Raw genomic sequence first — 19,534 nt, 5'->3', positions numbered from 1 at the left:
ACACAAAAAGAGCATCCTGAAAGAATAGGATGCTCTTTTTGTTTAGATCAAGTAGCTTCTTCTTCGGGAGAAGTGAAAAATTCGTTGACTTTGTTGGAGAGTAGAAATGGAATAGCTCCTTTTATAACGGAAATGTCCCAGTCCCACCATGCAAGGTTTTCTAGTTTTTCAATGATTTCTTGCGGGAAACGATATCGAACTAGTTTGGCAGGATTACCAGCGACGATTGCATATGGAGGTACGTCTTTTGTAACAACACTCTTGGCCCCGATAATGGCCCCGTTACCAATTGTAACACCAGATAAAATGCAGGATTGATAACCAATCCATACATCATTGCCGACTACGATATCACCTTTTGAAGAAGGATGACCAGTAATGTGTGCTCCTTCTTCGAAGAGGACATTAAATGGATAAGTTGTTATCCAATCAGCACGATGTTCACCGCCAAGTACGAAAACGACTTCTTCTCCTAATGAACAAAACTTACCTATTTTTAATTTTGTTTCATCATTCCAAGAAAAAATAATAGGGCCTACTTTACTGTAAGTATAATCACCGATATCATATTTATTATATTCAGGTTTTTGATTTAAATATAACATACCAATTTTAGCATCCTCTCTAAAGAAAGTAATGGATATGGAACATTATATGTAAGGTGAAGTAAGGCGAACTATGTTGTATGAAATGGTAATGTGCAAAAATGTTAGTAGGCAAGATGAATAAAAGGGAGTGAAATGTATGAGATACGAAATGGGATTATATAATAAACCTTTTCAGTCGATTCAATTAGGAAAAAAAGTATATGAAGTACGCTTATACGATAAAAAACGTCAACTTATAAAACAAGACGATGAAATTGTATTTACGAACCTTACGACAGCAGAAACGATGGCTGTAAAAGTAACGGAGATAAAACGATACGAAAGCTTTAAAGCAATGTACGAACAAATTGATAAAAAATTATTTGATTGTGAAGAACTTAGTATAAAAGAAATGTTAGAAAGTACATACGGAATATATACGAAAGAACAAGAAAAAGAATGGGGAACAGTTGCGATTGGTGTTGAGGTAATAAAGTGAGAAGAAATCGCGGTGCAGCTATAATTATACAAGGTGGTAAAATCGCTCTTATAAAACGTGTTCGAGAAGGTGAGATGTATTTTGTTTTTCCAGGCGGGGGAATTAAAGAAGGAGAAACGCCTGAAGAAGCAACGAAGCGAGAGGTTTATGAAGAATTAGGGGTACATATACAAGTGGAGCATCTGATTGCAAAGGTGGAGTATAAAGGTACGGAGTATTATTATAATGCCCATATTATAGGTGGAGTTTTCGGAAGTGGTAAAGGCGAGGAGTTCGAGCTGAAAGATAGAGGGAGTTATATTCCTTTATGGATGCCGGTAAATGAGTTGCCAAATTTAAATGTAAAACCTTATGATGTGGCCAAATGTGTATTTGATTATTATGGAATATAAGGTCTGACAACATACAAAAAAAACCATTGACATAGCCTTCTGATTTAAGTATTGTATTCGAGTATGTTTATAATCAGGAGGTTTATATGAGCAATCAAACTACTACACATCATGTGAAAATGACAACAGCAGATCCATCTGGAATCGGTCTATTTGGATTAGCGATGGTAACACTTGTAGCATCGTCTCAAAAGTTAGGCTTAACAGATGGCGTTTCACTTGTATTACCATGGGCAATCTTTTTAGGAGGATTTGCACAAATCTTTGCATGCATTCACGATGCAAAGCACAACAATACGTTCGGTACAACAGCATTTGGTGCGTACGGCCTATTTTGGTTAGGTGTTGGAATGACTTGGTTAATTCAACTTGGAGTATTTGGCGAAAAATTAGCCCAAACTGCAGATTCAAAACAGCTCGGTGTAGCCTTTATCGGATACTTGATTTTCACGATCTTTATGACAATTGGTGCAATGGAAACACATAAAGTATTATTTATGATTTTCGTCCTTATTGATTTCTTATTTATCGGTCTTTCATTAAGTACTTTAGGTGTTATGCCGCACGCAATGCATAATTTAGCAGCGTATTCTGAACTATGTATTTCATTATTATCTTTCTATGGTTCAGCAGCAGCTGTGTTAAATACACACTTCGGAAAAGTTGTATTACCAGTTGGAAAACCCTTTGGTATTTTTAAAAAGTAATAAAAAAGAACAGATGATTGTATAGTCATCTGTTCTTTTTTTTATGGAATAAAATAAAATAGCAAAAAATATAATTGAAATTGATTCTCATTATTAATATAATGAGAATGAGAATCATTTATTGTAAGAGGGGGATGCCAAAGTGGCGAAAATTTTAATAGCGTATGCAAGTATGTCAGGGAATACAGAGAGTATTGCTGATTTAATTAAAGTAAGTTTAGATGCCTTTGATCATGAAGTAGTATTACAAGAGATGGAAGGTATGGATGCTGAAGAATTATTAGCTTATGATGGAATCATTTTAGGATCTTATACGTGGGGTGATGGTGAATTACCATTTGAAGCGGAAGATTTCCATGATGAGTTAGAAAATATAGATTTAACGGGTAAAAAAGTGGCTGTTTTTGGATCAGGTGATACGGCGTATGAGCTGTTTTGTGAAGCGGTAACGATATTTGAAGAACGTCTTGTAAAATGTGGGGCAGAACTTGTACAAGAAGGATTGAAAATTGAATTAGCTCCAGAAGATAAAGAAGACGTTGAAAAATGCAGTGATTTTGCAATTGCTTTTGCCGAGAAGTTCTAGGAACGGGAGTGTCAACGTGGAAACAATGTTAAGTGCAACTGCTATTACAAAGTTAAGAGATGGAAAGCTTTTGTTAGCTACTACATATAATGGTTTATTCATTGAAAAAGATGGAGAATGGAAACAGGCTTTAACTGGTTTCCAAAAACGAATTCGAGATTTACATAGTGAAGGTAACGTAGTTTACGGAGTAGGAGACGAAGGAGTTTTTATTCGTAGTATGAATGGTGGAGAAACGTGGACGATCCAGCGCTTTCCAACGAAAGCAACGAGCTGGAATGTATGTAGTAATGAGAATGGAACAGTAATTGCTCATGGAGATAAAACACTGTATCATTCTAATAATTTTGGTTCCACATGGGAGACTATTCAGCCATTTCTTAATTACGGTAGTGAGGCACCATCTATTCGATCATTATTTTTATATAAACATTACTTATTTATCGGTACGAAAATACATACTAAATATGGTGGTGTTTGGCTTTTTGATTTAGAGACACGTAAATTAAAAAGGATTAAAATAGCGATGAATCAGATGATTTCTGCGTTGACTATACATAATTCCTATTTAGTAGCGGCAAGTGGATCGTGCAAGGGGATTAGCGGAAATATTTCTTTTTGCAGAATAAATGAGAGTATCGAAAGTGATAAAATAGGTTGGCATACATGTCAAAGTGAACAAAAAGCGAGTAGTTATTTAGATTTAAGTGTGGATCAACATGTGTTATATACAACGTCAACGCAAAATAAGGCGGGAATTAGCACTGTTTGCCGTGTGCTTCTTGAAGAAGGAATTGTTACAGTATGTGATTCGGTTAAAGGGCATGGTTGGCGCATTGTTAATGAAAAAGAAGGCTATGTTGTAGCTGGATCAGGTGAATTAAAAACGATGCAGTGGAAAAAAAAAGCTGTATAACTTTAAAAAAACTTTACTTTTATTATATTGGTATGATATAGTTACTTTAAACCATTTTACTTTTAATAATATAGAGATTTAAATGAGCTGTAACTTCCGAGGAGGATAGCAATGTTAAATCTCCTCTGGGGTTGCAGTTTTTTAATATATGATGTATTATTGTAAAGTGGTTGAAAATGAATATGTACATATAGGTACATTGTAGGAGGATTTTTTAAATGCAAAACGGTAAAGTAAAATGGTTTAACGCAGAAAAAGGTTTCGGTTTCATCGAGGTTGAAGGCGGAGAAGACGTATTCGTTCATTTCTCAGCTATCCAAGGCGACGGCTTCAAATCTTTAGAAGAAGGTCAAGAAGTTACTTTCGAAGTAGAACAAGGTAACCGTGGACCTCAAGCTACAAACGTAAACAAGAAGTAATTATGAAAAAAAGAAGGGCTTGCCCTTCTTTTTTTTTGCGTTTTTATTGAATATCCTCCTATGTACATGTAATAATAAGACTGAATTTTTGATTTTTATGCGAAGTTTTTCATGCATAAAGTGCATTAATAAATAAATACTGAAAATAAAGTATGTGTGTGAAAAGGAATTTAGAAAGAGGTAAATAAATTGAAAAACGCTACACACTTCATTGTGTTTGATATTGAAAGGAATTTTAGGCCGTATAAATCAGAAGATCCGTCAGAAATAGTTGATATTGGAGCTGTAAAAATAGATGTGAGTACAATGAAGGTTATTGGAGAATTTTCAGAGTTAGTAAAACCAAGTGCCCCATTAACTCGTCATACAACAAAATTAACTGGAATTACAAAGAAAGATTTAATAGGTGTAGGGAATTTCCCTCAAATTATAGAGAAATTTATTCAGTTCATCGGAGAAGATTCAATATTTGTTTCATGGGGAAAAGAAGATTACCGTTTTCTATCTCAAGATTGTACATTATACGGTGTAGAATGCCCATGTATGGAAAAAGAGAGTAGATTTGATGTGCAAAAATTTGTTTTTCAGGCGTATGAAGAATTATTTGAGCATACACCAAGTTTACAATTAGCAGTGGATCAGCTCGGCTTAACGTGGGAAGGGAAGCAGCACCGGGCTTTAGCAGATGCTGAGAATACAGCAAATATCTTTCTGAAAGTATATGGCGAGAGAGATATTAACAAGCGATACAAGAGACATGGTGAGCTTGAACTTGTAAAGAACGGAAAACTAACAGAAAAAGCGAAAAAAAGGATGCGGAAATGGGTGTTTAAAGAACTGAGAAAAAATACAGAGCGTCCTTTTGTATGGAGTGCATTTGAAAGTAGTGACACGTGGGAAGGTATAACGGAAAGATATTATATAAGTGAATCAGCAGTAGAACTTCTGAAAAAACACTTTCCTACTGCGGTGAGAAAAGCGGAGCGGCAGCTTAGGTATTTGGCTGAGATGGAGAAAGTAGTAGAAGAAAGTTAGTAATAAAATTTATTTTATTCATATGTACAACTAGACTTCAGGATTAAGTTGCTGAAGTTTAGTTGGAAAATTCACGGCTTGTCCTGTATTGTTAATGGAATATTTTGTTGTTTTTAGTACGGATATACATAGAAAAGAGTGTAGTTTAATGGAAGCAATCTTTAACATTTTAACCGTTTTAGTTTTTTTTGATAATATTTACCACACTATTTGCACTAATTACACTTCCTTTCATAGCAAAGAAGAAGAATTGGAAAAAGCTTAATATATCTTTAGCTCGTGGTGTATTAAAGATTAAAATCGAAGAGTAAGGTAAGAGTCTTATACAAGGGAGGTGTGATAGTGATAGACTTGGAAATCAAAGATGTCACCGTACAGATGGAATTAAATGGTGTCTTTTGGAATGAGGATGGAATTGCTGAAATGATGGTGACTACAAAAGCGGAGCATTCTCTTATTCTTCGTCTAGTAGTTGACTTAGAAAGTAAAACGATTCGTGCGATGAATGCCGAGATAGTGGGTGGGTTCTGTCCTCTATGTAAACAGAAAAGGAACGAATGTAGTGAACTTAATGACGTGCAAAATAAAATGGATATTTTAGAAGAAGCCTACGATTGGGTGAGAGAGCATCCGGAATATCGTTTTCAATTATCTTTTTACGAGTACAATAAATTTGAGGTAGTAAAGTGAAATTTTCATTTTAACAACATACATAATGACTAAAAGGAAAAACACCAAAAACTTATAGAAGGACTTGGTCAACTAGGGATATTGAAGTAGATGTCTCTCATGGAAATAGGCTTGTACAACAAGGAAGGAATCTGCTTGATGCTACAAGAAATGTCATCTTGGAGCAAAAATATTTTTTAAAAATAAGCATATTTGTTATAAAGAAGAAAAACCGATTCTTAGTAGAATCGGTTTTTAGTATAAATGTCAACTATGTCCCAAATAAAAGAGCGCTTGTTAATAGAGCTCAGTAAAAATAGGTATATGGAAGCATTTATTCGATCCCATTCGAATCATAAGAATACTGCTGTTTATTCTCAATCCGCTCAATTACGTCCTGTAATTCATCCGGCTTCAAAAACTCAATGGGAGAGAAGCCTTTCTCAAACGTAAGTGTATCAGCCTCAATCATTAATACATATCGGTCGTTTACCTTTGCAATATGTATTAGGTCTCCGAAATCAGCAAGCAAAGCCTTCACAGAGATATGATCTGCTTTTAGCTTTAATTCCACTTCAGGGGCGTGCTCGACGATTTGAGCGGTAGCTTCCATTACTTCTTCTGTTGAAAATTGTTCCATAATTTCGCGTTTCGGACTGGCAGCCCATACTTCCATCGCTTGGTCGAACTGTTCACGTTCTTCAGTACCTTCTTCAAATACATCTTCAATTTGGTCGTATACCATGTCCATTACTTGTGTTTTCATAATTTCAGGCATAGAGCGTTCGTATTCGACGAATTTTAAGAAGTCTTCAAAGTAGCGGGCGTGTGATGCTTGGTGTATTTTTAGTTCGCCAGGCTCCACCATACCTTCTTCAGGCATGTATGGGTACTGGATAGATTTCATATTCTTTGTTGTGATGGCCATTTCAACGTTACGAATAAGTGTTGATTCATCAGAAATGGAAGCAACCTTTGGTTCGAAGTCACATTTCATTACGAATACGAATGGATCATCAAAGTATTTGCGTAGTTTTGCTTGAGCGATTAAAAACACACCACCACGTACAGCGCTTGTGTCAAGGTATGTATAAACGAGAGGTTCGCTCATATCTTTGAAGTTTTCTTTTGTTTCTGCAAAGCGAATACGATTAAATAAGTTGTAATGAGGGTTTGAATCGAGTTCATGCCCTTCTTCTACAATAAAGCGACCGATCTTCGTTGGGGCTTGTTCTGTTTTTGCGTGACGTTCTACTTTTCGCTTTGAAATTTTTAATAATTCACCATTCAAAAATTCTTTTAAAGAGCTATCTTCATACTCTTCAGCGTCTAATGTTTGAAAATGTTTATAGCGCTTATCAACTGCTTCACCTTTTCCTTCTACTTGTACTACATAAAAAGAAAGAAAATTTATTTCAAAATCCATATTTATCACCTTGTTTCATTTCATTAACTCTTATCAGTATAAAGATGGAAAAAACTTTCGTCAATTTATATAAGGAAGGGGGAGCCCCTTCCTTATATATTTGTTATTTTCGAAATTAAAATCCGTCTTCTAATGCTGAAAATGGAATATTTAGCCTGTTTTCTACTGTACGTAAACGCTGATTTAAGCGGTTTAATCTACGCGTATGACGCTCAACTGTGTTTTCTAGTTGACGTACTCTTTGCTCAAGCTCATTTACTCGTCTTTCTAATTGACGGTTTCCAGTACCAGGGAAAGAGATTGGAAGTTGAAATTGTCGATTTTGATCATATGGATTAACTTGTTCTGTTTGATCTATATATTGTTGGTATTGTGCCTGTAAATCATACTGAGGTTGGTAACCATATTGGTTATATGGATCATAAGGATTGTAGGGATACATAAAAACATCCTCCATTTCTTTATAATAGGTTAAATTCATCATAATGTATGTGCAAAAGCGGAGTAGTGGCACGGCAAATACCTATATACCTGAAGTGAATGATTGTTTTTACCGATAAAAGCTCGGTTTAAGTTGTTAATAATGATCACATATGAGAAAGCGGTATTGCGGTTTCTGAAGCATGCAGGTGAATAGAGAGGTGAAATGAAAGGGTGTTACATTTGTATTTCATCTGTTGAATGGTATATACTGGATGGAGATAGGTTGCATAAAAGTTACAATTTTATCAAACTCGAAAATTTATATAAATATGTATAGACATTTACAAAAGAAAAGAGTAATTTTAATAGAGTAAAAAACAACTTGTAACATTTTCTAAATATATTGTAAAATGATTGTAACAAAAGATACATAAAAATGAAATAATACATAAGAAATAATGTTGGGGAAAAGGAGAGAGTATATTGTTCCGAAAAATAAAGGGTATATTAGTAGGGGTGCTATGCGTAGCTGTAGTAAGTGGTTGTGGTACAAAAGTAAGTGATGTGGCATTAGTAAGTGATTTTGGTGGGAATGTTGTAGAGGCTAAGGCTGATGTACAGGATTCAATTAGCTTAGTGGATGGGCGTACTGGTACTGAAGTGAAAAAAATAGACTTATCGAGTTTAGGCTATTTTGAAGATGAGGCGAAATTCAAAAAATCCGTAACGAAGGTTGCAGGTGAAGTCGGGAAAAGTGTTGACAAAAAGATGGTCCCTTCACGTATAGCATCTGATGGATCATGGCAAGAAGGAAAGCCTTCTTTTGAATTAATGGAAAAAGAATTAGTAGATAAATTATTAAACGTTGGTATGTGGGATTCTTCATATCAGTTACCTATCGTTGAGAAAAAGCCTACCGCAACATTAAGTGATGCGCAAGGAAGTGGCACGGTAATTGGTAGATATGAAACGAATTTAGGTGGATCAGCAGGTGGCCGTATTGAGAATATTCGTTTGTCGGCAGCGAGCATAAATGGAGTTGTATTAGCAAAAGGAGACAGTTTCTCTTTCAATGCATTAATCGGTGATACAACGCCAGATAAAGGATATCAATTAGGTAAAGAAATTGTAGATGGTAAATTAGTAGATGGTTATGGTGGTGGCGTTTGTCAAACATCATCAACGCTATACAATGCAGCAGATCAAGCTGGTTTGAAAATGGTAGAGAGAACTACACATTCTAAAACAGTAGGTTATGTCCCTCAGGGAAGAGATGCTACAATTGCTTATCCATATTTAGACTTAGTATTTGAAAATACGAATGATGCTCCTGTTAAGCTTTATATGGGCATTCAAGGCGGAAAGTTAGTTGCTGAAGTACATAAGATGAAATAAATATGTAGTTAAAGGATAAGAAAGTAAAATATTTATAGTTTCTATAATTGAAGCCATCTCTTCTGAATTTCAGAGGAGATGGCTTTTTGTCATTAATGGCCTTCTTAAAAAACTATGAATTCTGATTTTTCTTATTTACATAGTGTGTTTTTAGTTGTATCCTTCATAGTAACGGCGATGTTAGTTTGTTTTGAAATAAAGGATTAGGAGAGGAAGTTATTCATGGTACAAATTCATCCGAAAACACGTATTGGTCATGTCGAATTTAAAGTAAAAGATTTAGAGCGTCAAATTGCTTTTTATGAGAATGTAGTAGGGTTAGAGGTAAGTAAGCAAGAGGGGAATAAAGCATATTTAACAGGAAAAGGTGGTAAGAATACGTTACTTGTTCTTGAGCAGTTGGAAGATGCAGCGCTACAAGAACCGCGTACGACGGGTATATATCACGTAGCCTTTTTAGTTCCGACTCGTGAAGCTTTTGCTTCGGCACTATTTGGTGTTATTCGCAATAAAAAGGTAATTGATAGTCCGGCTGAGCAAGAAGGGCGTTATACATATTCAAATGAAATTTTGCCAATTTCAAGATTTAATAGTGCAAGTGATCATACGTATAGTGAGGCGTTTTATTTACAAGATTTAGAGGGGAATGGTATCGAGATTTATGCAGATCGCCCTCGAGGTCAATGGGGAGAAGGGCCAGGGGGAAGTACGCCACTAGATTTAAAAGAACTGGCAACGCTCGTTAATTATGAGTTTGATGGATTACCTGCTGACACTGTCGTTGGGCACGTCCATTTACGAATAGCTGATGTAGAAAAGTCACATGAGTTTTATGTAGAAACAGTAGGCTTTGAAGTGCAGCAGCGTGAAGATGATTGCTTATTTATTTCGGCAGGAGGGTATCATCACCATATCGGTGCAAATACGTGGAACGGAGTAAATAATCCGTATCCACCAGCACATGCAACTGGACTAAAAGTGTATACGATAGTACTACCGCATAAAGAAGCGTTAGATGAAGTGAAAGAAAGATTAATAGAAAAACAACATGAAATAAATGAAACTACAAATGGATTTACTGTAGTAGATCCAAGTGGTATTACAGTGCAGTTTGAAATAGAAGCAGTATAAAGTGAAACTTTAATCAGTGGGGGCTTTGTTCATCCCCCACTGATTATTAGCCTTCACCAATCGGGCGTTTATGGGCAGTTAATCCCCCGCCTAACTTCTTTGTTCCAGCTGAATTTTGAGGTGGGAGTTGTACTGCCCGTTAACGCGGGATAAAACAAGCCAGAAAGTGTTTAATCACTTTCTGGCTTGTTTTTGATTATTTAGAGCTCAATCCAATACCTTCTCACAACATTCCCATCTTCTTCAATGAAATCATCATCACGGAGACCGCCGTTATGTAAAATCGTTTTCTCTGAAGCAGTATTCACCTCGTCGCAAACGACAAGTGCTTTCGTGATGTTTAATTCTTTCGTTTTTTCTAATGATAACTCTAGTAACTTTGTAGCATAACCTTTTCTTCTTTCAGAAGGGCGAATACCATAACCGATATGGCCTCCAGCATTAAATAAATGCTCCGTCAAACTATGACGAATATTAACAACTCCTACAATTTTATTTTCATTTGTAACAAGCCAATAAGTAGAATCTGGTACCCAAGTTTCAGGAATATTTATTCCGTTATGTGCGTCGTGTAATTCTTGAATCATTGCCGTGAAATTAGAAGGATTTTTTGAAATAACCCATGGAATCATCGTTTCACCGCTATCTTTCCATTCGTTATAAAAATCTAAGTATTCTTCTTGTAAATCAGTAGTAGGTGTAAGTAAAGAGACGTTCATTGTTAGTAAGCTCCTTTTATTTATGTTTTATTTCACAAAAATTATGATATAAAATGAAAGCGTTTCCTGAATTTCTCAACCTCATTTCACGCAACTCATATGCCATTTTTAACTGAAAATAAGTTAGACGTTGAACTTTAAAGTTTTTTTGTATGAGAAGTAGGTTGTTTCATTTATGTTAATATTTAAAATATTAACATAAAATCACTGGAATATTAAATGTATTTTAATAAAATGCTTTTATATCGATGGGTAGATGCATGTGATAATTTTTGTTTTATCTCTCTATAATGAATAAAAGGGGGAAGTGCTCGTGAGCTTACATATTGATTTTATTATACGAATCGGTGTTGCTGGTTTGTTAGGGGCGATAATCGGTATTGAAAGGGAAATTCGCTCAAAAGAAGCTGGATTAAAAACACATTTCCTAGTAGCCGTAGGGAGTGCTTTAATAATGGTCGTTTCGAAATATGCTTTTTCGGATATTGTGTTTGAAGAACATATGGCTCTTGATCCGAGCCGGATTGCAGCGCAAGTTGTTAGTGGAGTTGGATTTTTAGGTGCAGGTACAATCATTATTCAAAAGCAGGCAGTGAAAGGATTAACGACAGCGGCTGGTTTATGGGCTACAGCAGGAATAGGGCTAGCAATTGGAGCAGGTATGTATGTTGTAGGGATTGGAGCGATGATTCTCGTTTTGATTGGTTTAGAGATTGTAAGTCGTATTTTTAAGGTGCAATTTTTATTTCCGCAAAATATAACAGTGCAAATGTGTATAAATAAACACGAAGCGGTACAACAAATAGTAGAGACTCTACGAGTGAAAGGTATTCCAATACTTTCATATGAAGTTGAAGCTTTACAGCAAGATACAGAAATAGTTTATAAGGTAGGAATGCAATTGAAAAATATATCGTCAGAAGAAAAGAATGCATTTATTCAGCATATGCAAACATTGCCGGAAATTACGTTTATAAAGTTAAAATCATAGTGTTGAAATAGAGGATAGATGTAGCAGGAATTTCGCTATTATCTATCTTTTTTTGACATAAATCACATGTGAAGTCAAGTGTTAATTTCGCTTTGAGTGGATACATGTGTGAACGTTACCTTCTTTTTTCTCAATACAGAATAAATAGTCAGAATAGTAAAATAATGGAGCGGGACACTAAAAAATGTAAGGTAGGGGAGAGCATGAAAGGCTATTCAAAAAAAGTTTTAGTAGGGGTAAGTTTTGCTAGTTTAATGTTAGGGAGTTTTCAAGGAAGCATATTGGCGGAAGATACTAAGGGAGAGCAAGTTTCATATCGAAATGTGCTAAAAATGGAGCCGGTTGGTGTACAACTACCAGTGGAAGAATTAGCTCATTCATCGAAAGTATTAGAAAGCAAGTCTTTTGAGAAAAGGCTACAATTTGCTGATTTATCGCAAAGACCGCCTGAAGTAAAAAAGGAAAGTAAGCAATTAGCTGTAGCGAAAACTTATACAATTGCTGAATTAAATCAATTAAGCAATCAACAATTAGTAGATTTACTTGTAACAATCGATTGGGAGCAAATTACGGGGCTATTTCAGTTTAATAAGGACAGTCTTGCATTCTATCAAAATGATAGTAGGATGCAGGCAATTATTGATAAATTGAAGCAGCAAGGACAGGCTTATACGCAAGACGATTCAAAAGGGATTGAGACATTAGTGGAAGTTTTGCGATCAGGGTTTTATTTAGGGTTTTATAATACAGAATTAAGTAAACTAAATGAACGTAGCTATCATGACAAGTGCTTACCTGCATTAAAAACGATTGCGAACAATCCAAATTTCAAACTCGGTACGTTAGAACAAAATAAAGTTGTATCATCATATGGGAAATTAATAGGAAATGCTTCGAGTGATGTGGAAACGATAACATCGGCTGCAAAGATTTTTAAGCAATATAATGATAATTTTTCTACATTGGTAGATAATCTTTCAGCTGGAAATGCGATTTACGATATTATGCAAGGTGTTGATTACGATATTCAATCGTATTTGTACGATACGAGAAAAGCACCGAAAGATACAGTATGGTACCAAAAAATAGATAGCTATATTAATGAATTAAGTAGATTCGCGTTAATGGGAACGATTACAGAGAAAAACGGATGGCTTATTAATAATGGCATTTATTATACAGGTAGACTCGGCACATTCCATAGTACAGGGACAAAAGGATTACAAGTTGTAACAGATGCGATGAAAATCTATCCTTATTTAGGTGAGCAATATTTCGTAGCAGCTGAGCAAATTACGACGAATTATGGCGGGAAAGATGCAAACGGTAACGTTGTTAATTTAGATCAAATACGAGAAGATGGGAAGAAAAAGTATTTGCCGAAAACGTATACGTTTGATGATGGTGCAATTGTTTTAAAAGCGGGAGATAAAGTGACTGAGGAGAAAGTTAAACGTTTATATTGGGCAGCAAAAGAAGTGAAGGCACAATTCCATCGTACGGTTGAAAGTGACCAACCGTTAGAAAAAGGAAATCCAGATGATGTATTAACGATGGTTATTTATAATAGCCCGGCTGAATATCAATTTAATCGTCAATTGTACGGGTATGAAACGAATAACGGCGGTCTTTATATAGAAGGAACAGGTACGTTCTTTACTTATGAACGTACGCCAGAAGAAAGTATTTATAGTTTAGAAGAATTGTTCCGACATGAATTCACGCATTATTTACAAGGTAGATATGAAGTGCCAGGACTTTGGGGACAAGGTAAGATGTATGAGAATGAGAGATTATCTTGGTTTGAAGAAGGGAATGCTGAGTTTTTTGCAGGTGCAACGAGAACGGACAACGTCGTTCCAAGAAAGAGTATTATAGGAGGACTATCTTCGAATCCAGCAGAACGTTATACCGCAGAGCGAACGTTAAATGCAAAGTATGGAACGTGGGATTTCTACAATTATTCCTTTGCTTTACAATCGTATATGTACAATAAGAGATACGATATGTTTGATAAAGTTCATGATCTTATTAGGAAAAATGATGTAACAGCATATGATGCATACCGCTCTGCTTTAAGTAAAGATGCGAATTTAAATAAAGAGTATCAAGACTATATGCAAATGTTAGTAGACAATCGTGAGAAATATAATGTTCCGTTAGTGTCAGATGATTATTTAGCAACTCATGCACCGAAACCAGTTTCGGATATTGCGGCAGAAATTACAGCGGAAGCAAAATTAAGTAATGTATCAGTTAAGAAAAATAAATCACAGTTCTTTAATACATTTACACTACAAGGAACGTATACAGGTACTACTGCAAAAGGAGAATATGAAGACTGGAAAACAATTACACAAAACGTGAATGATACGTTAAAGCGTTTAAGTGCAAAAGAATGGACAGGCTATAAAACAGTAACAGCGTACTTTGTAAATTACCGTGTGAATGCATCAGGACAATTTGAATATGATGTTGTATTCCATGGTATTAATACAGAAGAAGGTGCTGTGAATAAAGCACCAGTTGCGGTAATAAATGGTCCGTATAGCGGAAATGTAAATGAAGCAATCTCGTTTAAAAGCGATGGATCAAAAGATGAAGATGGGAAAATTGCTTCTTATAAATGGGAGTTTGGCGATGGTACTGAAAGTAGTGAACAAAATCCAACTCACGTATATACAAAAGAAGGAACATATACAGCAAAATTAACAGTAACAGACGATAAAGGATTAACTAATACTGCTACAGCAAGTGTAACGGTTCAAAAGAAAGAAGATAACAGTGTAGAAAAAGAGCCGAATAATTCATTCCAAACAGCGAATAAACTGCAGTTAAACCAATTGTTACGTGCAAGTTTAGGAAACGGTGATACAAGTGATTACTTTGAAATAAATGTGGAAACAGCTAGGAATCTCCAAATTAACGTAACGAAGGAAAATAATATTGGGGTAAACTGGGTTCTTTATTCAGCAGCAGATTTAAATAATTATGTTACGTATGCTCAGACGCAAGGAAATAAATTAGTGGGCAGCTACAATGCGCATCCAGGTAAGTATTATTTACATGTATATCAATATGGTGGGGGAACAGGGAATTATACGGTAGAAGTGAAGTAACAAAAAGGTCGCCATGAATGGCGACCTTTTTTATTATGCGTTATACCCGAATAATTTTAGATCTTCTCCGGAGTCTGAAATTATTTTTTCGAATCGCAATCCTACTTTTTCTAACAGATTGCCTGAAGCAGCATTATCTATAGAAGTAATTGCTACAATTCGTTTCATACCTAGCTTATGTACACCGTATTCGATTACCGCAGCAGCTGATTCATAGCCGTACCCTTTCGAACGGAATTTTTCTAAAAAGGCAAAGCCGATATCAACATCTTCTAATGAATCTCTTTTAATAAGGCCGCACATGCCAAGTGGAGTGAGATCTTCTTTTCGTTCAACTAAGTAAAGACCAAAGCCCATTTTATTATACATATCGACCGGACCGTTTAAAATATAATTTTGAGCATCTTCTAGGTTTCTAACCCTTTTATCACCAATAAACTGAATCCATGCAGGATCGTTTACTAACTCAAGAATAAACGGAGCATCTTGTATATCGAACCAACGAAGAGTGAGTCGTTCAGTTTCAAGAACTATCAATCTATTGCACCACCTTTATAAGTTATAATAATTAGTATGGATTGTGTAACACAAAAGCGCAACATATTTTAATAGAGTCCTGCTTGTTCACATAAAGTTCGATTGTTTTGTATAAAAGGATATTTTATAATTAGGATTGACTGTAAAGAGTGAGATGCTTATACAATGACTCCTAGGAAACTAGGAGTTTTTACTATATAACTATCATTATTACTAAATATGACACATTACACATTCTACTTAAGGAGGTACATAATGAAGAAATTATATAACGCATCGTTTACGTATTTAATTATTGGTTTACTATCAGGAATATTCGCTAGGGAGTATGGGAAATTTAAAGGAATACTAGGATCTACACTATTAAATCTTTTGCATACACATACGTTAGTACTTGGCTTTTTCTTCTTTTTAATTGCTTTAGGATTAGCGAAGGTATTCGCTTTTCATGAAGTGAAAGGATTTAATAAATGGTTTGTTTTACATAATATCGCATTAACTTTAATGTTAGGATCGCTGGCAGCGAGAGGACTTCTTCAACTAAATGGAGCGGACTTTAAAGGGTTAACTTATATTGTAGGGTTCTCTCATTCTCTGATGGCATTTACTTTAGTTTGGTTTATGTTGTTAATAAAGAAGTCATTTAAAATATAGTATTATTGAAAAGAACTTGCACTAATTAGTGCAAGTTCTTTTTGTTTATTCGACAGTAGGAAACGAATTTTATATATGTAAAACTTGAATTATTTAATTTTTCGGATTATTATGTATAAAATAGTTAACATATTTTGTAATTCTAATTTATAGAAAGTAGGAGAGTGTACGATGGAAATAACGGTAGAGCGTTTAGTAAATGAATTAAGGGGTGTACTTCCCGAAGATCGAGTAGTTGTGAATAAGACAGTAAGAGAGTTACATAGTAAAGATGAATCTTATCATATTAGTAGTTTACCTGATGTAGTTGTTTTTCCGAAGACGACCGAAGAGGTCAGTAGGATAATGAAAGTAGCGAGTGAGCATGAAAAACCTGTCGTTCCTTTTGGGGTAGGTTCTAGTTTAGAAGGTCATATAATTCCTTATGAAAAGGGGATTACAGTTGATTTTTCATTAATGAACAAAATACTTGAAATAAGAGAGAAAGATTTTCTAGTGAAGGTACAACCGGGAGTGACACGCTCTCAGCTCAATAAAGAATTGAAAAAGTACGGTCTGTTCTTTAGTGTAGACCCAGGTGCAGATGCAACGTTAGGTGGAATGGCTGCTACGAATGCAAGCGGAACGACAGCGGTGAGATATGGAGTTATGCGTGATCAAGTTCGTGATTTAGAGGTGGTACTTGCTGATGGGGAAGTAATACAAACTGGAAATTTAGCAGCGAAGTCATCATCAGGTTATCATTTAAATGGAATTTTCGTAGGATCAGAAGGTACGCTTGGATGCTTTACAGAGTTAACATTAAAAGTATACGGCATACCAGAACATGTTATGGCTGCGAGAGCATCGTTTCCAACTATAAATGATGCGGTAGAAGCTGTTATTAATATACTGCAAGCGGGTATTCCAATTGCGAGAATTGAACTTGTAGATGAATTATCTATGAAACAAGTAAATCATTATAATGAAACAAGTTACAGAGAAGAGCCTACATTGTTTTTAGAGTTTCACGGTAATGAAGCTGGGCTAAAGCAAGACATTGAATTTACGAAGGAAATTGTTTTTGATCATAAATGTAAAGAAGTTGCTTTTGAAACGGAAACTGCGGCGAGAAATAAATTATGGGATGCACGGCATAATCTAGCGTACTCTTACGTGCATAGCTATCCTGGTAAAAAGCTTATGAGTACAGACGTATGTGTACCAATTTCAGAATTAGCGGGTGCAATCCAACATGCGAAAGAGACATTAGATAAAGTAGGTCTTGTTGGTGGTATTCTTGGCCATGTAGGAGACGGGAATTTCCACGTGCTCTTAATGGTTGATCCAAACGATAAAGAAGAAGTGGAAAAAGCGGATGAAATAAATGAAAGTATCGTTTTATATGCTCTTAAACGTGGTGGAACGTGTACGGGAGAACATGGTGTTGGAATCGGAAAACGGAAGTATCAAGAAGAAGAACATGGCGCGGCATTATTGGTAATGGAGAAAATAAAGAAAGCTCTTGATCCGCAAAATATTTTAAATCCGAATAAAATTTTCAAGCTAACAGATAAGGAATGATGAATTTTGGAGAAACGAATTATACACTTTGAAGGATTGGTCGTCTTATTAGCTGCGATTTATATATATGCATTATGTGGATTTAGTTGGTTATTATTTATCGTATTACTTTTTGCACCTGATTTAGCAATGGTGGCGTACGCTATTAACAAACGTGTTGGTGCACAAATTTATAATCTATTTCACACATATATCATATCAATATTACTTGTTTTAATAGGGGTCTATTTAAAGATGGATACAACTTTAATGGTTGGTTTAATATGGACAGCACATATTGGAATGGATCGAATGCTTGGGTATGGATTGAAGTATGAAACTGATTTTAAGGATACGCATATTCAGAGGTTATAAAAGTGATTTGAGAAGGGTGGTCAATTGAAACAATTTATTACTGTTGAGAAATATAATACACAATGGGAAAGTGAATTTTGTAAATTACAGACGTTGATTAATAACGTAATGGGAGAACTCATTTTTTCTATAGAGCACGTTGGGAGTACATCTGTTAAAGGCCTTGCTTCTAAACCGATATTAGATGTCGATGTTGTAATAGAAGATTATGATGTTTTTCCGAAAGTAATAAAGAGGCTTGAACAGATAGGTTATTTTCATCAAGAAGAGTGGAGTTTTAAGGGGAGAGAAGCTTTTGGGAGAAAGGATCAATATGTTCCGAGGGACGGGAAGAATACAATTTGGATGGAACATCATTTATATGTATGCGATAAGAATAGTGAAGAGTTAAGAAGACATGTGGCGTTTCGTGATTACCTTCGTGGAAATCCAAACGTTGTTATTGAATATGGAAAGCTAAAGAAAGAATTAGCAGAAACGGCGGAAAATCGCTTAGGTTATAGCTTAGGCAAAACGGAATTTATTGAAGCTGTATTAGAAAAAGCTATGAAGGATAGTTGAATAGAAGAGTTTGTATCAATACGAAAATAGACTAAGGTGGCAGAAATCATATAATGCCACCTATTGTTTTTGAAGAAGAGGTTTTACTATATGAACTGACCTTATAAAACAATTACAATCTGCCCCTGCCAAATAATAAATCTCGTAAATATAATGAGAAATAAGAAGATAAGAAAAGAAAAGAGGGAGTTTATGTACATACCAAAACATTTCACTATACAAGATGAAGAGACGAAGTACGAAATTATTGAACAAAATAGCTTTGCAACTTTATTTTCTCAACATAACGGAGCACCGTACGCAACGCATTTACCGTTATTGTTAAATAGGGAAACACTTACTTTATCCGGGCATTTTGCACGTCCAAATGAGCAATGGAAAGATAGTGAAAATCAACAAGTGTTAGCTGTTTTTCAAGGACCACATAGTTACATCTCTCCGTCATGGTATGAAACAAATAAAGCAGTACCAACATGGAACTATGTTGCGGTCCATGTATATGGAGAGTTAGAAATTGTTGAAGATGAACAGGAATTAATAGATTCTCTTCAAGATTTAGTACATAAATATGAAAACTCAAAGAGCACCTACTCACTGAAGGATGTAGATCCGAATTATATGGAAGGATTAAGTAGGGGAATAGTTGGGTTCAAAATAAAGATAAATAATATAGAAGGAAAAGCGAAGTTAAGTCAAAATCATTCTGGGCAAAGACGGAAATTAGTTGTGGAGGAACTTGAGAAAGTTGGTAGTGAGGGGAGTAGGGGGATTGCTGATTTGATGAAAGAAATAGAGTGATTTCATATGAAGTAAAGGGATATTTCTATTTTTGTAGAAATATCTTTTACTTG

General features: G+C 35.3%; 22 protein-coding genes. 17 read left to right on the top strand and 5 right to left on the bottom strand.

What is annotated here, in order from left to right; all coding sequences use genetic code 11:
• Nucleotides 1-47 precede the first annotated feature (47 nt).
• Nucleotides 48-605, bottom strand: coding sequence for a CatB-related O-acetyltransferase (locus tag LCF45_RS17145; protein ID WP_002128459.1), 558 nt, complete (start codon nt 603-605; stop codon nt 48-50).
• 139 nt (nt 606-744) lie between these two features.
• Between LCF45_RS17145 and LCF45_RS17140 the strand changes: the two genes are divergently transcribed.
• From LCF45_RS17140 to LCF45_RS17105, 8 genes are all read left to right on the top strand, one after another.
• Entirely contained in the window at nt 745-1,086 is a 342-nt protein-coding gene (locus tag LCF45_RS17140) for an ASCH domain-containing protein (RefSeq protein ID WP_002128458.1), read from the top strand.
• Nucleotides 1,083-1,478, top strand: a complete 396-nt coding sequence (locus tag LCF45_RS17135) for an NUDIX hydrolase (protein ID WP_078206638.1) — start codon at nt 1,083-1,085, stop codon at nt 1,476-1,478. Before LCF45_RS17140 ends, LCF45_RS17135 begins: the two co-directional genes overlap by 4 nt.
• 86 nt (nt 1,479-1,564) lie before the next feature.
• Nucleotides 1,565-2,185: an acetate uptake transporter gene (locus LCF45_RS17130; RefSeq protein ID WP_000070943.1), complete on the top strand. Its 621-nt coding sequence runs from the start codon at nt 1,565-1,567 to the stop codon at nt 2,183-2,185.
• Nucleotides 2,186-2,327: 142 nt separating this feature from the next.
• A complete protein-coding gene (locus LCF45_RS17125; protein WP_001062757.1) occupies nt 2,328-2,771 on the top strand; it encodes a flavodoxin in 444 nt (147 codons plus the stop codon).
• A gap of 16 nt (nt 2,772-2,787) precedes the next feature.
• Entirely contained in the window at nt 2,788-3,687 is a 900-nt protein-coding gene (locus LCF45_RS17120; protein ID WP_002087724.1) for a WD40/YVTN/BNR-like repeat-containing protein, read from the top strand.
• Nucleotides 3,688-3,905: 218 nt separating this feature from the next.
• Complete coding sequence (gene cspB / locus LCF45_RS17115; protein ID WP_001179147.1) at nt 3,906-4,106, top strand: cold shock-like protein CspB; 201 nt, start codon at nt 3,906-3,908, stop codon at nt 4,104-4,106.
• A 189-nt stretch (nt 4,107-4,295) separates the two neighbouring features.
• On the top strand, nt 4,296-5,141 hold the full coding sequence (locus LCF45_RS17110; RefSeq protein WP_002167856.1) for an exonuclease: 846 nt from the start codon (nt 4,296-4,298) through the stop codon (nt 5,139-5,141).
• A gap of 342 nt (nt 5,142-5,483) precedes the next feature.
• Nucleotides 5,484-5,831 carry a hypothetical protein gene (locus tag LCF45_RS17105; RefSeq protein WP_002087722.1) on the top strand — a complete coding sequence of 116 codons (348 nt, stop codon included), beginning with the start codon at nt 5,484-5,486 and terminating at the stop codon, nt 5,829-5,831.
• Nucleotides 5,832-6,144: 313 nt separating this feature from the next.
• Here the strand turns inward: LCF45_RS17105 and LCF45_RS17100 are convergent, their stop codons facing one another.
• Both LCF45_RS17100 and LCF45_RS17095 read right to left on the bottom strand, forming a co-directional pair.
• Entirely contained in the window at nt 6,145-7,236 is a 1,092-nt protein-coding gene (locus tag LCF45_RS17100; RefSeq protein WP_002128454.1) for a DUF3900 domain-containing protein, read from the bottom strand.
• Nucleotides 7,237-7,351: 115 nt separating this feature from the next.
• On the bottom strand, nt 7,352-7,678 hold the full coding sequence (locus LCF45_RS17095; RefSeq protein WP_002087720.1) for a hypothetical protein: 327 nt from the start codon (nt 7,676-7,678) through the stop codon (nt 7,352-7,354).
• A gap of 464 nt (nt 7,679-8,142) precedes the next feature.
• On the opposite strand from LCF45_RS17095, the gene LCF45_RS17090 reads away from it, so the two are divergent.
• Nucleotides 8,143-9,054 carry a VanW family protein gene (locus LCF45_RS17090; RefSeq protein ID WP_002128453.1) on the top strand — a complete coding sequence of 304 codons (912 nt, stop codon included), beginning with the start codon at nt 8,143-8,145 and terminating at the stop codon, nt 9,052-9,054.
• Between the two features lie 222 nt (nt 9,055-9,276).
• Nucleotides 9,277-10,185, top strand: a complete 909-nt coding sequence (locus tag LCF45_RS17085) for a VOC family protein (RefSeq protein ID WP_078203398.1) — start codon at nt 9,277-9,279, stop codon at nt 10,183-10,185.
• 200 nt (nt 10,186-10,385) lie between these two features.
• Here LCF45_RS17085 and LCF45_RS17080 read toward each other — a convergent pair whose 3' ends face one another.
• Complete coding sequence (locus LCF45_RS17080) at nt 10,386-10,904, bottom strand: GNAT family N-acetyltransferase (RefSeq protein ID WP_078203397.1); 519 nt, start codon at nt 10,902-10,904, stop codon at nt 10,386-10,388.
• Between the two features lie 313 nt (nt 10,905-11,217).
• Here LCF45_RS17080 and LCF45_RS17075 point away from each other — a divergent pair, with 313 nt between their 5' ends.
• Nucleotides 11,218-11,895, top strand: a complete 678-nt coding sequence (locus LCF45_RS17075) for an MgtC/SapB family protein (protein ID WP_002066498.1) — start codon at nt 11,218-11,220, stop codon at nt 11,893-11,895.
• Nucleotides 11,896-12,098: 203 nt separating this feature from the next.
• Nucleotides 12,099-15,014, top strand: coding sequence for a collagenase ColA (gene colA / locus LCF45_RS17070; protein ID WP_002128448.1), 2,916 nt, complete (start codon nt 12,099-12,101; stop codon nt 15,012-15,014).
• A 33-nt stretch (nt 15,015-15,047) separates the two neighbouring features.
• Here colA and LCF45_RS17065 read toward each other — a convergent pair whose 3' ends face one another.
• Entirely contained in the window at nt 15,048-15,551 is a 504-nt protein-coding gene (locus LCF45_RS17065) for a GNAT family N-acetyltransferase (RefSeq protein ID WP_000636220.1), read from the bottom strand.
• Between the two features lie 255 nt (nt 15,552-15,806).
• On the opposite strand from LCF45_RS17065, the gene LCF45_RS17060 reads away from it, so the two are divergent.
• The 5 genes from LCF45_RS17060 (at nt 15,807) to LCF45_RS17040 (ending at nt 19,481) form a co-directional block, all read left to right on the top strand.
• Nucleotides 15,807-16,205 carry a DUF2871 family protein gene (locus LCF45_RS17060; RefSeq protein ID WP_033729908.1) on the top strand — a complete coding sequence of 133 codons (399 nt, stop codon included), beginning with the start codon at nt 15,807-15,809 and terminating at the stop codon, nt 16,203-16,205.
• A gap of 171 nt (nt 16,206-16,376) precedes the next feature.
• The gene (locus LCF45_RS17055; protein ID WP_263893002.1) at nt 16,377-17,768 is read left to right on the top strand and encodes an FAD-binding oxidoreductase; all 1,392 of its coding nucleotides are present in this window, start codon (nt 16,377-16,379) and stop codon (nt 17,766-17,768) included.
• Nucleotides 17,769-17,774: 6 nt separating this feature from the next.
• Nucleotides 17,775-18,122, top strand: coding sequence for a DUF4260 domain-containing protein (locus tag LCF45_RS17050; RefSeq protein ID WP_088290914.1), 348 nt, complete (start codon nt 17,775-17,777; stop codon nt 18,120-18,122).
• A gap of 24 nt (nt 18,123-18,146) precedes the next feature.
• Nucleotides 18,147-18,683, top strand: a complete 537-nt coding sequence (locus tag LCF45_RS17045; RefSeq protein ID WP_263893001.1) for a GrpB family protein — start codon at nt 18,147-18,149, stop codon at nt 18,681-18,683.
• Between the two features lie 192 nt (nt 18,684-18,875).
• Entirely contained in the window at nt 18,876-19,481 is a 606-nt protein-coding gene (locus LCF45_RS17040) for an FMN-binding negative transcriptional regulator (RefSeq protein WP_000275775.1), read from the top strand.
• Nucleotides 19,482-19,534: the final 53 nt, after the last annotated feature.

Source organism: Bacillus sp. 41-22 (genome assembly GCF_025809295.1).
In the GTDB taxonomy this organism is placed as follows: Bacteria; Bacillota; Bacilli; order Bacillales; family Bacillaceae_G; genus Bacillus_A; species Bacillus_A mycoides.
The sequence above is the reverse complement of the archived record's forward strand: the minus strand, read 5'-3'. Positions and strand labels throughout refer to the sequence as shown.

Bases quoted from the DNA above. Each gene is read 5' to 3' on its own strand.
- LCF45_RS17145 (WP_002128459.1), bottom strand. From the start codon at position 605: ATGTTATATTTAAATCAAAAACCTGAATATAATAAATATGATATCGGT.
- LCF45_RS17140 (WP_002128458.1), top strand. From the start codon at position 745: ATGAGATACGAAATGGGATTATATAATAAACCTTTTCAGTCGATTCAA.
- LCF45_RS17130 (WP_000070943.1), top strand. From the start codon at position 1,565: ATGAGCAATCAAACTACTACACATCATGTGAAAATGACAACAGCAGAT.
- cspB (WP_001179147.1), top strand. From the start codon at position 3,906: ATGCAAAACGGTAAAGTAAAATGGTTTAACGCAGAAAAAGGTTTCGGT.
- LCF45_RS17100 (WP_002128454.1), bottom strand. From the start codon at position 7,236: ATGGATTTTGAAATAAATTTTCTTTCTTTTTATGTAGTACAAGTAGAA.
- LCF45_RS17095 (WP_002087720.1), bottom strand. From the start codon at position 7,678: ATGTATCCCTACAATCCTTATGATCCATATAACCAATATGGTTACCAA.
- LCF45_RS17085 (WP_078203398.1), top strand. From the start codon at position 9,277: ATGGTACAAATTCATCCGAAAACACGTATTGGTCATGTCGAATTTAAA.
- LCF45_RS17080 (WP_078203397.1), bottom strand. From the start codon at position 10,904: ATGAACGTCTCTTTACTTACACCTACTACTGATTTACAAGAAGAATAC.
- colA (WP_002128448.1), top strand. From the start codon at position 12,099: ATGAAAGGCTATTCAAAAAAAGTTTTAGTAGGGGTAAGTTTTGCTAGT.
- LCF45_RS17060 (WP_033729908.1), top strand. From the start codon at position 15,807: ATGAAGAAATTATATAACGCATCGTTTACGTATTTAATTATTGGTTTA.
- LCF45_RS17055 (WP_263893002.1), top strand. From the start codon at position 16,377: ATGGAAATAACGGTAGAGCGTTTAGTAAATGAATTAAGGGGTGTACTT.
- LCF45_RS17040 (WP_000275775.1), top strand. From the start codon at position 18,876: ATGTACATACCAAAACATTTCACTATACAAGATGAAGAGACGAAGTAC.